Source organism: Ahrensia marina, from assembly GCF_042140245.1.
Classification (GTDB): domain Bacteria; phylum Pseudomonadota; class Alphaproteobacteria; order Rhizobiales; family MH13; genus MH13.
Window position 1 is genome coordinate 2,975,479 of record NZ_CP159483.1, and the last position, 14,490, is coordinate 2,989,968.

A 14,490-nucleotide genomic window follows, 5' to 3' on the forward strand; every position below is an offset into this window, starting at 1 on the left:
TGGTACTAGCCACCCTGCTGGTATTCAAAGATGTTACGGAAGACGCCCGGTGCCAAAATTGACATCGGGTTGACCTCCAACTGCGGGCTATCCACGCTGCCAGTTAGCGCAAAAGTGACACCGAGCAGGCCCTCGGTGTCACGCCCGCCCAGGGCCTGACCAAGAATCGGAATCCGGCTGAAAATGTTGTTGATCGTAAAGAACGGAACGTAGGTACCGCTTAGCCGCACCTCGTTCGCAGCATAGTCGATCACACCATCAATGTTGCCACCCAGCGATGGTCCCCACCCTTCTGCATCATGAATGATGAGGCGATCAGGTGTGCGGTCAAATGTGATGTTGGTGACTTCAATTTCGATGCGATCAGCGGTTTCAAATTCTCCTGGCAAGACAACGTCGCTGGCATTGCGTGCTTGATCGCGACCACTGGTGAAGATGCGCTCCATGGCCGGTTCGTTGACGATCTCAAAATCGCTCAACAACAGTTGCCCCGCGACACGACCACCAACCGATTGTGGATCAAGAACCAGTGTGGCACGGCCACCTTGGGCGCGTTCATACAGCCCCAAAAACCGCAGAAACGTCCCAGCATCGCCCGATGAGATCACCAGACTGTTGCTGGCGCCAGCGGGAGCCAGCGTGCCCACCAAATCTGTACCATCAGTATGGCGTGCTCGAAGATCAAAGGTGGTGATGCGCTCTCCGGTTTGAGCATATCTGAGCTGCACGTCGGCCAAGCTCGCCCCCTGCTGAGTAACAAGCTCGCCCACCTCAACATCAAGCGACAGCGCACCTGCAGCTTCTCGATCACCGCGCAGCAAATCGGGGGTGAGAACAAACCTATCGCCGGTCAGCCGCGCGGATATGTTCTGACTGTTGCGTGTAAGGTCCAATGCAAAACGACCAATACCGTCAATAGCCACACTCTCAAACTCAGCGACGCGCAGCTCGTCGTCTACAAAATCAAGGCTTCCGCGCACGGCCAAGCCATCAGCAGCCACCACAAGGTCGCGAATCTGCCGTTGGTTATCTCGCTCCCGCACCGTAAAACTTGCACGTGAGGCAACACCAGCGGGCTTTCTGTAGCCAAGCTCAGCGATCGCGATGGTGGCATCGGTAAGGTCAATCACCATTCTGCGCTCGCCATCAGCGTTTTCCTGGCCGAGGTCTACACCAATTGTGCCGGTTAGATAGTCGCCGAAGTCCAAACCCATTTGGCGTCGATCATCGGCGTCCAAGACCATGGCCAGCAGCAAGCCATCGGTTCCAGGAGTTAGGTCCAAATCCGTCAAGATTCCGTCGAAACGTGCCTGTCCAAGCAGCGATGTCCCCGTTTCGTCGGCAAGAATGCGGAAATTGCCATCCGACATGGTTCGCCCTTCAACCGGCTGACTGCTTGCAAAGTCGGTCACGATTGCTTCGGTGGACGCCCGCACTGTGTCACGGTCGATCTCATCAGCAAGCACAGCTTCGATGCGCGAGGACAGCTCAACATGCCCTGTGACCGTTTCTGGGTCGAAGGGAACCGCATCCTCCAGCTCTAAGGGATCCATCAATGCCATATGAGCAAAACCAGATGCGGGTCCCTCCAAGTCCAGCTCAAGCCAAGCTAGGGGATCGGGATCAGCATGATCGGCAATGAAGAACTCGGCTCTCGGCACGGCAATCGTTTCGCCTGTTTCTAAACGCCCAGCTCCGCCGTTACCGACCATATGGACAGTGCGCCCCGTCACCTCGATTGTTCCATCCAATCCAAACACCACCGGCAACTCACCCGCGGTGCGCATCACCAGGTTTTGGTATGGCGCCGATAGGCTGAGCATGTCGTCGACAAGATAGGTGCGACCGTCTTCAACTTCGATATCCTCAAGACGCGCGGCAAAGGAAAACGTGCTTTCGCCCAGTCGGCCTTCGGCAACATTTTCCAGGAACCAGCTTCGTGCCTGCGGCGAAATAGGAAGCGGCCACATGGCTGCCAAATGCGGCACACGCATGGGCGTTGATTGGCCGACCAGCGAGACGAACGTCCCCTGTTCGGTTAGCTCCATCAAACCAGCATAGGCCACGCGCACATCGCCCATGGCCACCTGCATAAGCGGTAGATCGATCAAACGGCCGCTGTCATCAACAAAGAGTTCGAGCGATACGCTGCCAAGGGCGCGCTGAAGCGTTCGGCTGAGTTCAGGTTCCGGTGGTATGGCCAAGCGATAGCTGGGGGCAGCGAGGGTTAGCGCCATTCCGCGCCGCCCCTCGCGCACGGCTGGCGCCAGTGTGCCATTGAACACACCGCCTGTTTCTTGAAACTGGACCTGCGCGGAGATGATATCGAACCGCCCGCTCTCACGGGTGTAGATCATCGGTACGGAGGCAAATTCCAAGATAGTGGCCGCACGCCGACTGGCCACCAGATAACCTGCATCACTTTCGAATAGAGCGGCGATCTGGTTCACCGCACCATCATCTTCATCGCGCGTCACAACGATTTCGGAGGCAAGATTGGATTCGAACGTGACAGGTCCATCACCAGTCAGCGCGTCGGTCACATCGCTGGTTTTCAAGCCTCTCAACAACAGATGCGAGAAGGCTTCGTCCTCGGCGATCTCTGCACCTGCCACGCGAGCAAGAACCGATGGCCCTTCCGGGGCACCGCTTTCGGCGTGGCGCACGATCAATGACAGCGGTTCAGCGCGCGTGGTGGTTGTCACCCGCGCGATCATCTCGCGGGCGTTTTCGCGGTCAATCGTCACCTGAAAATCATCAGGGTTTCGTAAGAAGGGAATGCCAGCATCCGGTCGCGGCACAATCACCAACTGATCGACTGTTATGCTTTCCAAACTCTGCCACGTGTCGCCAACGGTGATATCGGTCAGCGCGCGATCAAGGGCATCAAAGGCGTTGACTAAGCCTTCCAACCGCAGGCTTGCGAGCATATCAGGCGTTGCAATCTCGGCCTCTTCGCTCTGGGTGGCGGGCGCCAGCGCTTCAAAGTTATCGAAGCTGGCAACATCGGGGCTATCAAACGCGGATGCGGAAGGTCTCTGGATGCTGCGACTGAACTCGCGCATAGGCTCCAAGTCCACCACATCCAGCTGCGCCGTCTCCACGGAGATACGATCCGGAACCAGGTTACGCCGAAGAACGTCCAGATATCGCACGCGCACACTCATTTCATCCAAGCTGAGCGATAAGCCTGGCGCGCTAAGAACGGCCCCCACCAGATCGACACGGATGGTCGCGCCACCGACATGGGTCGTGAGTTCGTCGACGGTGAGTGTGAAGGGCGCTGGTGCGGATGCTTCAAGGCGCGCGAGCAGAGGTGCGGCAATGGCCTGCTCAACCAGCCGCTGGCCAGGCGGTGTTCCCAAAGCGAGCACCGGCAACATCAAGAACAAAGCAAGGATCGTGAGGCCTGCTACCAAGGCGGGTTTGCGTACACGTCCCCACGGAGCGACTGGCCCGTTGGGATGTGCGCTGTCGTCAGCGGACACTGGCTGACTGATGCCGTTTTCGGCAACAAGCTCAGACTGTGATGGCACTTCAACCTTCACGGATGATCCATGCTCCCGAGGCGTTCGCCTGCGATCTCTGCCGCTTGGCAACCTGTATCGTTTCTACCGCGTCACGTGAACACGGGATTCCCTTGCTACCCACCGTTCTGCCCGAACGTAAGGAGTCGCGCAACGCCACATTCACATCGGCTAATGTAGAATGCTATGCACAACAAACGGCAGGAGCATGGCATCGCGAGCCGATCTGTTGCTTGCGTCAAACCGTAGGGTTTGTCAGATCATTCATTCCCCGCAAAACCATACGAAGCCTTTGTTCCGGTGGCGCTGAACTTTTTGGAGATACATCATGACTGCATCGACTGCTGACCGCGTTGCTGAAGGCGAAAAAGCCCCCGACTTTACGCTTCCCACCGATGGCGGTGGTTCGGTGAGCCTAAGCGCGTTGCAGGGCAAGCCGGTGGTCGTCTATTTTTATCCCAAAGACGATACCTCCGGCTGCACCAAGGAAGCGATCGGGTTTTCCGAAGCAAAGGGCGACTTCGATGCGCTCGGCGCAACAATTGTTGGCATTTCACCCGATTCGGCGGCCAAGCATGACAAGTTCATCGCGAAGTACGACCTCACCATCCAGTTGGCAGCGGATGAGGAAAAGACGGTTGCCGAGGCCTATGGCGTCTGGGTGGAAAAGTCGATGTACGGCAAGAAATACATGGGTGTGGAGCGCTCAACCTTCTTGGTTGGCGCCGATGGCACCATCGCAAAAGCGTGGCGGAAGGTGAAAGTTCCCGGCCATGTGGATGAAGTCTTGGAAGCGACCAAAGCCCTTTAAGCACTCCATGAAGTCACTTGCCGAAGAGGCCATCACCGTTGTGCGGTTGGCTGACTTGGACGCCAAAGCAGACCATGCCTACGCGCTTGCCAAGGCATGGTTTGCTGGACGGGTCGGTGTTGGCTCAGTCGACCGCAACACACTCCCAGATGACCCCGGACGGCCTGAAAAGCCAGAGCTCATCGCACCCAGCCGCATGCCGCGGCGTTCCAAAGGCGGGGTGAAGGGGCGCGTCGCACTTCTGCATTCTCTGGCTCATATCGAACTGAGCGCAGTTGATCTCACCTGGGACATGATCGCGCGTTCAGCAGGGCACCGCCTGCCGCGCTCTTACTATGACAATTGGGTGCAGGTCGGGCTTGAAGAAGCCAAACATTTCAAACTGTTGGCCAATCGGCTCAAAGAGCTGGGCTCGCACTATGGCGCTTTGCCGGCCCATGCCGGGCTATGGGAAGCGGCACAATCGACCGGTCTTGATCTCACCGCACGCCTGGCGATCATTCCCCTGGTGCTTGAAGCGCGCGGACTGGATGTCACGCCCGCAACCATCCGTTCGTTGGAAGGACTGGGAGATCCAGACAGCGCAGCAATCCTGCGTACGATCTATCATGATGAAAAGAAGCATGTGGCCTTCGGCGCGAAATGGTTCCGCTACCTGTGCGACCGCGACCGACGCGCACCTGAACCCACATTCCACGCTTTGGTGCGCAAACATTTTCGAGGCGCCATCAAACCACCGACCAATGATCGAGCGCGTGCCGAAGCTGGTTTGACGCCAGGATTTTACAAACCGCTGATGCCATTGACCGGCCATTAAACGGAACTGGGAAACCATCGCAAACCACCTGTCCTAAACCTCACATTAACCATGCTGGGGCCAGATAGGCGCAACAGTTTGTGTATCAGTGGTGGGTTCCCAATGGCGAATGGTGCGCCGCAGTCTTTGTCTCGATCATCGGCCATGCCGTCGTCCCAGGCGGATTTTCAAAAGTCCGTTCAAGCCAAGCAACTCAAGCGCGCTCGCGCTGACCGCCGCATTATTTTTGCCCATGGCGACAGCGTCCAGGTTTTGCGCATTGCCCCATGGATGGGGGCATTGCTGGTCCTGTTTGTTTTGGCCGGATCGGTTGGGATTATCGCTTCGGCAAGCTACCTGTTCTTTCGCGATGAACTCTTTACCGCGTCCATCAAACGTCAGCATCAAATCCAAGTGGCCTACGAGGATCGCGTCTCAGATCTGCGCCGCGAGATTGATCGCATTACCTCGCGCCAACTGCTCAATCAACAAGCCTATGAAGCGCGTGTTGAACGCCTGCTCACAGAGCATGTGCAGCTTTACGAGCAAGGTGCACGCCTCAATGTGATTCTTGATCGTGCGGGCTCTCTTGGCCTGGTACCGCGCCCTGCCCCGCCTTCTCCCGTGATCCCACCGAACCAGGAAGCCAGCCTTGGCAGCCGCCTCCAGCTCGGCACGATGGCGACGGACATGTCGGCCTTCGCACCGATCCCTCCTGGCGAGTTGATCACTGGCAGCATCCCACAGCTGCCGCCACAGCGTGGCATGACAGTGATGCAGCAAGCCGTGACTGATCCCGCGGGTTTGTTGACCACACTGGATGAAACGCTGGAAGCGCGCGAGCACAACCAGATGATCGCGCTCGCAGGCCTTTCTGCTGAAGCCAATCATGAAGCCGATGCCATTGTTGACGCTGTTGGTGGGTTGGGCATTCGCGTCTCATTGCCCAGTGCATCCATGGACCCATTGCCAACACAGCTCACGGGCGAAAGTGCAATGGGTGGTCCATTGCTCGCCCCTATGTCGGAAACTGATCGCTTTCAACTCTATGCCGATGACGCCGAGCGAGCTCTTGCCGATCTAAATGCTGCACGCGAGGCGATTGACCTGGTTCCTATCGCAGCTCCGGCGCGCAATGCGCGGCTAACTTCTCGCTTCGGTAACAGACGTGATCCGTTCACGCGGCGCTCAGCTTTTCACTCCGGTATCGACTACGCCGCACCCACTGGAACGCCAGTCTACGCACCAGCTGACGGTGTGGTGACACGCGCAGCCCGTCGTGGCGGCTATGGGCTGATGATTGAAATCGATCACCCTCACGGACTTTCAACGCGTTTCGCGCATCTCTCACGCATGTTGGTTTCACCGGGGACCCAGGTTCAGCGCGGCGATGTTATTGGTCGTATCGGCTCCACAGGTCGAAGCACCGGCCCTCACCTGCATTATGAAGTGCGTCGTGGAACCCGCGCCATCGATCCCATGCCCTTTGTCCGCGCTGGGCAAAGCATTGACGCCTTGTAGAGCAGCAGTCTTTCACAGCCTGATCTGATATCAGTAGAGCACGTTGGCCATTTTAGCCGCTCGGCGAAAGGTTCGTCCGACAGGCACAACACTGCCATCAGACAGTTCAAGACGGATCGCGCCATTGACCGACCGACGCGCCGTTACAGCATCTGCAGCAACCCAGTGCGAACGATGGATCTGTGCACCGTTGACCGGTCGCGCCTCAGCAATCGCATCCCGAAAACGCATCGCTACCAAGCTCCGGCCTCGATCGGTCACCACTTCTACATAGTGATCTTGCGCGCTCATGCGTAACAGCCTGCCGCGTCGTGCGCCGGGCAAGCGATCCAAGATCGGTGGAGATGACTCTTTGGCCAATGCTTGCTGAACAGGCAGATCAGCGGCAGGCTTTCTCCTCGATTGGCTGGTTGCCAAATGCATGATCGTCGCAATGGCCAAAACGACAAACGCACACTGGCCATACAGCTCCTTTGCTGTAGGGGCATCGATCCGTGATCCAAACAGGGTGGCGATGAGAATGACCACACTGGTGGCGGGGATTGATGCGACCAGCGATATGATGGGCAGCCAGGTTGCATCACGCCAGAACGAGTGGCCCATGAAGCGGTCAAAGCCCATGAATACAGCTTGGACTGGGATGGCCGTGCCCAATGTCACAAGAAGCCAATAGACATAGCGTTCAACAGTGAAGAAACCGGCGGTCGTACCAAAGGGACCGACCAAACCAGCAAGGAAGGCGATCAAAAGCAAGATCGATGCGCGCCGAGGCGTACCCATCAAGGCGACTGTGGCTCTGTGCAAAAGGGCTTGCTCGGCGACGTTGGCGATGTGTCGATGCATTTGGCGAAACTCCGCTTGCTGCTCAGCCAACCAAACCGCAGGTCAAAGACGAGTGTGTTTTCTCGCTTTTGGAGCAACAGCCTGCAATGACCCGCGTCACGCCCACCCTCATCGCGAAGTTGAACATTGCCGGACTGCTATCAAGACGTTGGCCCTCTGTTTTGGCCAGTTGTCTGTTCGCTCCGGTAGCACTTGCCTGCTCAACCTTTGCTATCGGGCCGGACGACAATCCGCTGATTGCTTACAGCTATGACGTCTCCATCGTCGGCAGCGGCTACATTTTCGTCAACCCATCGCAGGCGAAGCGATTCTCAATCATGGAAGGCAGCACAGCACGTTGGGACGTGGACCATGGCAGCATCACGTTCAACCAGATGGGGCTTGGAATGCCGACGGTTGGTATCAACACGATGGGGTTGGTTGTGTCCTTGATGTGGAACGACGATGTGATCTTCCCTTCCATCATCGATAGCGCCATCGTGAACGAGTTGGAATTAATCCAGATGGTGCTGGATCGCGCCGCGTCGGTCGACGAAGCTGCACAGCTTTTTCATGGAGCCTCCGTTCAGGCACTGGTGCCCATCCATTACTTCGTTGCTGACGCGGCTGGTGCAACAGCCATCGTGACCCCAACGCGGGGTGGCATGCACATTCATATGGGCGAGGATATGCCCATACGCGCGCTAACAAACTCCAGCTATGAGGTCCTTTTGCGCGATATCGAGGTCTATGCCGGGTTTGGAGGATCAACACCCTTGCCGCCGAGTTCCTTGGACCATGAGCCTAGCAACCAAGAACGGTTTGCTCTTGCAGCTTCAGCGGCTAACCAGCGAGATGCCGTTGCGGTGGATGACGCGTTTGACGCGTTGCTTTCCGTTCAAAATGCGCAAACGCGGTGGCAGGTGGTTTTTGATCCACGTGGCGGCATGATCCATTTCACCTTCCCTGATGATGATCGTCGATGGCAGATCGACATGGCGCAGGTCGATTTCGCGTGTTCAAGCTGGCCACGCGGGCAGAGCCTTGATGATCTGTCGACGCCTGACAACATGTTGACGTTTCCAACGCTTCACCAGGCAGGCTTGGTGGGCACACTGACCACGGTGCTTGATGGGTTTGTTGACACGATCGGCCTGCCTGCTGACATCGCTGAGCCACTAACCCAAGCTCAGTTGCATGCCCTGCACTGCCATCGGTGACCTGATCCAACTCCGCAATCGCTTAGCCACGATTGGGAAAGAGATGAAAGGTCAGCTTGGCTGAGTAGTTCTCGACATCTGCATCGCCAACCAGCACATCTCCGCTCAAGCGCAAGACACCCAAATCGGGCAGCGCGAAGATCACCCCGGCCTCGATTTGGTTGGTCCAATCCTGCCCAGGAACCGCGGCGTTCGCCAGGGCAGTGGAGCCGATATATCCAAGATACGCCGCGCCACCACCTGGCCCCCAATCCATCCTGCGGCCAACACGTGCGGTGAGATCAAATTTGGTTTGATTAACCTCATCAGGTGATGTGCCGACGTGCAAGAAATTGACACCGACGCGCCCAGAGGCTGCCCATGGTGAGTCCGGGTGACCGGCAATGACCGTCGCGCCACCATTGGTGGAGAAGAGCAGCGATGTTTCATCAACCGTGTTGGCCGCTGTGTTGGCATCGAAGTCGGCAAAGCCAATGCCGACGGATCCATCAAGCCACAACCATGGCAGCACACCCACAAAGCCGCCGCCATAGAGTTCTGAGCGCCATACATCCAGTTCGCCGCCACCTTGTGTTTCCACGCGCGAGTAGGAGTTCAGCAGTCCGGCCTGCACCTGCAAGCGCGAGGCAAGCGAGTAGGTGATGAAGCTATCGTTTTGAAAGTCGGTAACCTCCGTGTCCACGAACGGGCTATCAACGCTGATGCTGCGGACGTTGAAATCGGTGGTTACGCCGTCAAAGCGAGGCGTTGAAAATCGAACACCACCAACGGAAGAAAACGCAGCCGATGTTTCGCGAATGCTCCTATCGATGGCAGCGAAGGGTCTGTGGAAGCCAGATTCCTGGGTCGGTGCATAGCCAAACAATGGGTTGTTTGGCTCAAACGTGCTGCCTATGCCGGAATAATCCATGTCTTGTGGGCGGGCCTGCCCGTCTTGGACGGTCTGGTTGCCCCATGCCAGCCCAGAGACAGCAAGGCGGTCGGAAACCCGTACGCCTGGACGGATTAAGCTACCAGCCGAGCTGTGCTTGATGCGATCCATCGTGGATGACCCACTGGACATGCAAGCAGAGTTTCCAGAGGACGTGCTGTTAGGCCCTGACGTGAATGTGGTAATCAAGGTCGAGCCAGAGCAGGAACAACCAGTAACAAATGGGGCGCTGGTAGACCCAACCTGAGCTTGGCAAACACTGAGTGGAAGCGTTATCGCATGCGCGTTTTGAGCTCCCAAAAACCCGTAGCCAACCAAACCCATTGTGGCTGAAACACCAGCCATAAAAACACGCGAAAACAGCCCCATAAGACACCCCCGATACGCCTGAACTTTCGAGGCCGGAACTAAGCGTATCGGTAGGCGGTCTGAACACTCCCTAATATTGGGACTGTTTCACATCAGATTTTGAAGAGCCCGTAGGTCAAGCCGCGGGCGACGGCCTGTGCCTGTGATTTGGAGTCAAGCTTGCGCATGGCCAGTTTCAGATACTGCCGCACAGTGTGCACGCTGATGTTTTCCAGATAGGCGATTTCGTCGGCGGTCTTGCCAAAAGCGCACCAGCGCAAGCAGGCAATCTCGCGTGGGGCCAGATGGGCCTTTCGACCCTTAAAGGAACGGATCCCAAGTGTGTTACGGATAAAGTAGCGATCATCGGGATCTGGATCACGCTCGGTGACAAAAGCGTGGAAATAACTTGCAAGCAGGTGCAACTCACCAAGCTGCAAGTCTTGCTCCTGCCTGGCAGACCCATTGTTTTGCGAAAACAAAACAATACCACCCGCATAGCCAGGCTTGGCTGTTGGCAAGACCCAGCCTTGTCCATAGCCGCTTGCCACGATGTAGTCCCAGCGATCCTTGGCCGACGGCAAAGGGTTGGCCCACGCATCTTCCACACGAAAAGGTCGCACTTCGCCGGTGGCCAGCCGGGCCGCCACCGGATCATCTGACCACCAGGGTGCAGCACCATCGAGCGGTTTAAAGAAAGCGTACATCGAGGTGTACAGAAGCAGTTTCCACCGATCCTGCATATCAATGTCGGCGGCGACGAAGCCTTGAAAGCCAAGTGTAAGAATTGCGTGGACGAACACCTCGACGACATCTTGTGCCGTTTGGCTCTGTTCAAAAGCAGAAACTGTGCTGACGAGACGATCAGAATTCATGGAAGACAACGGGCGGCTCGGACGAGCCGATAGGGCTTGCAAGCCAAAGGAAGCGCTCAATCCCCTCGACTGTCGTAGTGAAACCAGAGCCTGATTGCAGGCGAACGCGGGTTACGCGAGCCTGCACGTCCCCGTTGCAAAAGCAAGCCCCGGCAATCTGGGCGTTACTCACGCCGGTCAGCCGCCCTCGCCTTGATCCAATCGACAAGCGTCTCCAAAGAGCCTGGCGCCCAGGCATGACGCCCTTCGATCATGAACCGCAGAACCGTGTGCCACGGCCAGCTGCTTGTTAGCTGCGCGTTGTAGGGCGAAGCTTTCAGCAACCCATGGGTGGCATCCGGCACGATGATGATCTGATTGGCTGGATTCTGCCTCAAGAGGGTTTGGTAGATCGCCGCATCGCTTGTCGCGTTCACATTGAGATCGTCCTCACCCCACATTGCCAATGTCGGTATCTGAAGCGATCCAAGATAATCTCGCGCGTCCTCGTTTCGATTGCGCTGGATGAACGCCCATCGCGCCTCGTCCATCTCATTGGCAAGCACGGTTGGATCAAACTGTGCTTCCGCAGCGAACAGGCGTTCATTCTCGTCCTGCGCCAAGGCGAGCGCTTCTGCGATCTCAGCCTCACCAGCCCCCTCCAACCGCAACCGGGTTGCTGTGTAATACGCGCCTTGATCGCGCCAGGAAACGGCTGGACCGACAAGCGCAAGGAAGTCCGCCTGGCCCTCCGACAAGCGTGGCAAGACCCAACCAGCCTGTGAGAAACCAAGCGCCCCAACCGACACTCTCTCCAACCGCTGCCTCAGCGCTTCTAAGGCTGTTGCGGTCTCCTCTGCTCGGTCGTGCATCGACTGGTCCAGCCAGTTGCCCTGAGACCCGCCAACGCCAGCCTTGTCCCAGGAGGCAACCGCAACACCGGCATCCAAAAGCGTGTTGATCAAGGGTGCATAGGCGCCGCCAGCGAGGCGATCTTGAGCGCCATCGCCATGGACGAGCACAATGGCGGCAACCAGCTCCGCATCTGGCAACCAAAGCGTTCCACTCAGCTCAACCCCATCGGCTTGAACGTCAAAGTCTTCGCTGGAACGCCGTTCAAGATCGTGATCGCCAAGGCGCCACAGCACGAAGGTTGCCGTAGCTACAAAACCAATCGCACACATGGCCAAAATGGCCCACCATTTCATTTGTATTCACCCTCCTGCATGCCCACCTCGATAGGACCTTCACGGAGACTCCTCAATGGCTGTCGATAGCGACAAGCACACCATCATCATCGAGCCAGGCTTGCGCGATGCCCATCGCAACGAGGCCGCTCTTGGGTATTGGAAAGCCTTCTCGCGCAAACTGCACTACCCCCTTGGACCAGAGCGCAAGGCCGTGGCGTTCATTGAGCAGGTTCTTGACCCTGGCCATGCCATCAGCGCCGTTGCCCGCGATGGTGCGTTTCTGGGCGTTGCCGGGTTCAAGACACCACAAGGCGCCTTTGTGGGAGGTGGGCTGCGCGACATGATCAACACTTATGGTGCTATCGGAGGGACGCTGCGAGGCCTGTTGATAAGCCTGCTTGAGCGAGAGAACGAGCCGGACACGCTGCTGATGGACGGCATCTTCGTTCAACCAACTGCCCGAGGCCATGGGGTTGGCACGTTGCTGCTCACGGCCATCGAGGATCACGCCGCCAAGAACGCTCTAAAACGCGTTCGGCTCGACGTGATCGATACGAACCCTCGCGCCCAAGCCCTTTACGCCCAACGAGGGTATGTTGAGACATCAAACACATCGGTTTGGCCTTTAGGAGCGATTTTTGGATTTCAAAGCGCCGCCACGATGACCAAGAACGTGCACTCGTCTCAGAGGACAGCCAGACCTTCGTTGTGATGTCACAGCACGACCACGCGGGTTGGCCTCAAGGATTTGAGAAAAGCGTCATCGTGGCTGACCACCATAACAGCTCCGTCATAGTCCTCCAACGCGGCCTCCAGCGCCTCGATCGCATCCAGATCGAGATGATTGGTCGGCTCATCAAGAATCAGAAGCTTTGGCGGGGGTGTTGACCCCAAGACACAGGCCAAGCCAGCACGCAGCCGTTCGCCTCCACTAAGATCACCTGCCTTGCGCAGCGCATCGTCTGCGCGAAAACCAAAGCGCGCAAGCGCTGCATGGGCACTGTGATCCTCACCGGATGGGTTTAGGCGAAGAAAGTTCGCGCGCAAGCTCTCGCCTGGATCGAGCAAGCTTAGATGCTGGTCGAGCATCGCAAAGGGCACCATCACATCGACCCACCCGCTTTGAGGCTGCAAGTGACCTGCAATGAGTTTCAGCAGCGTGGTCTTTCCGTTGCCGTTTTTGCCGGACACACAAACGCGCTCTGGACCGGTTATCGTGAGCGAGACATCGTGAATGATTGGGTGATCACTGTCATACCCGCCTGTAACACCCTCCACGTGCAACACCTGCTTGTTTGCGGGCAAAGCCGTCCCCGGTATGTCCATGTGTACCGGCTGCAAGACCTCAACCGCACTCTGGGCGGCAAACACCGCGTCATCGGCGGCTTGGCGCTTGGCATCGCGAAGACGAGCGCCAGCACCACCTGATGCTTCAGCACGCGCCTTGGCGGCATCCATGACAATTTTGGGTTGATCGCCTTTGGCACGCGCCTTTCGCCCGGCACCATCTTTGCGCGCCTTGCGTTCGGCAGCCTGTTGGGCTCGTCGTGCCGTCTCAGCATGAACCTTTTGGGCATGCACCAAATCATGTTTGGCGGCCTGCAGCTCTATGGCTTTTTGCGCCTGAAACACATCGTAGTTGCCGCCATAACGGGTGGCCCCGAGTGACGTGAGCTCGATGATGGCGTCCATTTCTTGCAGCAGCTCACGATCATGGCTGGCAATGATCGCTGCGCCTTTCCAACTGCGCACGAGATCGATGATGGCCTTGCGCCCTGACCGATCTAGATTGTTGGTCGGTTCATCCAAAAGCAGACAGTCGGGCTCGGCAAAGAGAAGGGCTGCCAGGGCAACACGGCTGCGTTGCCCGCCCGAAAGCTCGGCCAATGGCGTCTTCGGATCAGCGGAAAGACCGCACCGTGCAAGCGCGGCCTCGACCCGTGCGGGCAGTGTCCAGTCGGCTTCCGCAAGATCTTGAGCATCGGCTGCGCCTGCCTCAGCCCGGTCAAGGATAGCAAGGGCTTCCTGGATGCCGAACAGGTCAGCAACGGTGTCATCTGGATGCTTCACCACATCCTGCTGTGCCATCGCCAGCGTGCCAGATCGTTTGATCTGGCCTGCGTGCGGCTGCAGATCACCGACGATCAGGCGCAGAAGCGTGCTTTTGCCGGTGCCGTTTCGACCAACAAGGCCAACGCGTTCACAGCCAAAGGCTAAGGTAAGATGCTTGAAAAGTGGGGTGCCGTCAGGTGTGGACCATGACAGGTCGGACAAAGAAACTGATGCCAACATAGGACGTGATATCTCGCAGCAAAACCAAGGAGTTGGTGGTGGCGAGGTTCATATCCATGGTGAAATCGGCTCCTATCGCTGTCTCCTTAGAGATAGGGTTGATGACGCCCACTCACAAGGCTTGATAACGGCACGGAACGCACTTTTCAGACGGGCCTGTCTTAGCGGGCCACAAGGG

The 14,490-nt window shown here is 57.5% G+C and carries 11 protein-coding genes; 5 read left to right on the plus strand and 6 right to left on the minus strand.

Annotation, left to right across the window (positions count from 1 at the left end; translation table 11 throughout):
- Positions 1-5: 5 nt before the first annotated feature.
- Positions 6-3,548 (minus strand): hypothetical protein, encoded by a 3,543-nt coding sequence (locus ABWH92_RS14525; protein ID WP_375569525.1) that lies wholly within the window; start codon positions 3,546-3,548, stop codon positions 6-8.
- A 307-nt stretch (positions 3,549-3,855) separates the two neighbouring features.
- Between ABWH92_RS14525 and bcp the strand changes: the two genes are divergently transcribed.
- From bcp to ABWH92_RS14540, 3 genes are all read left to right on the plus strand, one after another.
- The gene (gene bcp, locus ABWH92_RS14530) at positions 3,856-4,338 is read left to right on the plus strand and encodes a thioredoxin-dependent thiol peroxidase (protein WP_375569527.1); all 483 of its coding nucleotides are present in this window, start codon (positions 3,856-3,858) and stop codon (positions 4,336-4,338) included.
- A 7-nt stretch (positions 4,339-4,345) separates the two neighbouring features.
- Entirely contained in the window at positions 4,346-5,155 is an 810-nt protein-coding gene (locus tag ABWH92_RS14535; protein WP_375569529.1) for a ferritin-like domain-containing protein, read from the plus strand.
- Positions 5,156-5,299: 144 nt separating this feature from the next.
- Positions 5,300-6,655: a M23 family metallopeptidase gene (locus ABWH92_RS14540; RefSeq protein ID WP_375569531.1), complete on the plus strand. Its 1,356-nt coding sequence runs from the start codon at positions 5,300-5,302 to the stop codon at positions 6,653-6,655.
- Between the two features lie 30 nt (positions 6,656-6,685).
- Here the strand turns inward: ABWH92_RS14540 and ABWH92_RS14545 are convergent, their stop codons facing one another.
- Complete coding sequence (locus ABWH92_RS14545) at positions 6,686-7,498, minus strand: LytTR family DNA-binding domain-containing protein (protein WP_375569533.1); 813 nt, start codon at positions 7,496-7,498, stop codon at positions 6,686-6,688.
- A gap of 86 nt (positions 7,499-7,584) precedes the next feature.
- On the opposite strand from ABWH92_RS14545, the gene ABWH92_RS14550 reads away from it, so the two are divergent.
- Positions 7,585-8,697: a linear amide C-N hydrolase gene (locus ABWH92_RS14550; protein ID WP_375569534.1), complete on the plus strand. Its 1,113-nt coding sequence runs from the start codon at positions 7,585-7,587 to the stop codon at positions 8,695-8,697.
- Positions 8,698-8,719: 22 nt separating this feature from the next.
- On the opposite strand, the gene ABWH92_RS14555 is transcribed toward ABWH92_RS14550, so the two are convergent.
- From ABWH92_RS14555 to ABWH92_RS14565, 3 genes are all read right to left on the minus strand, one after another.
- Complete coding sequence (locus ABWH92_RS14555) at positions 8,720-9,760, minus strand: hypothetical protein (protein ID WP_375569536.1); 1,041 nt, start codon at positions 9,758-9,760, stop codon at positions 8,720-8,722.
- A 329-nt stretch (positions 9,761-10,089) separates the two neighbouring features.
- A complete protein-coding gene (locus ABWH92_RS14560) occupies positions 10,090-10,851 on the minus strand; it encodes a LuxR C-terminal-related transcriptional regulator (RefSeq protein ID WP_375569538.1) in 762 nt (253 codons plus the stop codon).
- Between the two features lie 164 nt (positions 10,852-11,015).
- A complete protein-coding gene (locus ABWH92_RS14565) occupies positions 11,016-12,038 on the minus strand; it encodes an alpha/beta hydrolase family protein (protein ID WP_375569540.1) in 1,023 nt (340 codons plus the stop codon).
- A gap of 55 nt (positions 12,039-12,093) precedes the next feature.
- Between ABWH92_RS14565 and ABWH92_RS14570 the strand changes: the two genes are divergently transcribed.
- Positions 12,094-12,732: a GNAT family N-acetyltransferase gene (locus tag ABWH92_RS14570; RefSeq protein ID WP_375569541.1), complete on the plus strand. Its 639-nt coding sequence runs from the start codon at positions 12,094-12,096 to the stop codon at positions 12,730-12,732.
- A gap of 2 nt (positions 12,733-12,734) precedes the next feature.
- Here the strand turns inward: ABWH92_RS14570 and ABWH92_RS14575 are convergent, their stop codons facing one another.
- Entirely contained in the window at positions 12,735-14,312 is a 1,578-nt protein-coding gene (locus ABWH92_RS14575; protein ID WP_375569543.1) for an ABC-F family ATP-binding cassette domain-containing protein, read from the minus strand.
- Positions 14,313-14,490: the final 178 nt, after the last annotated feature.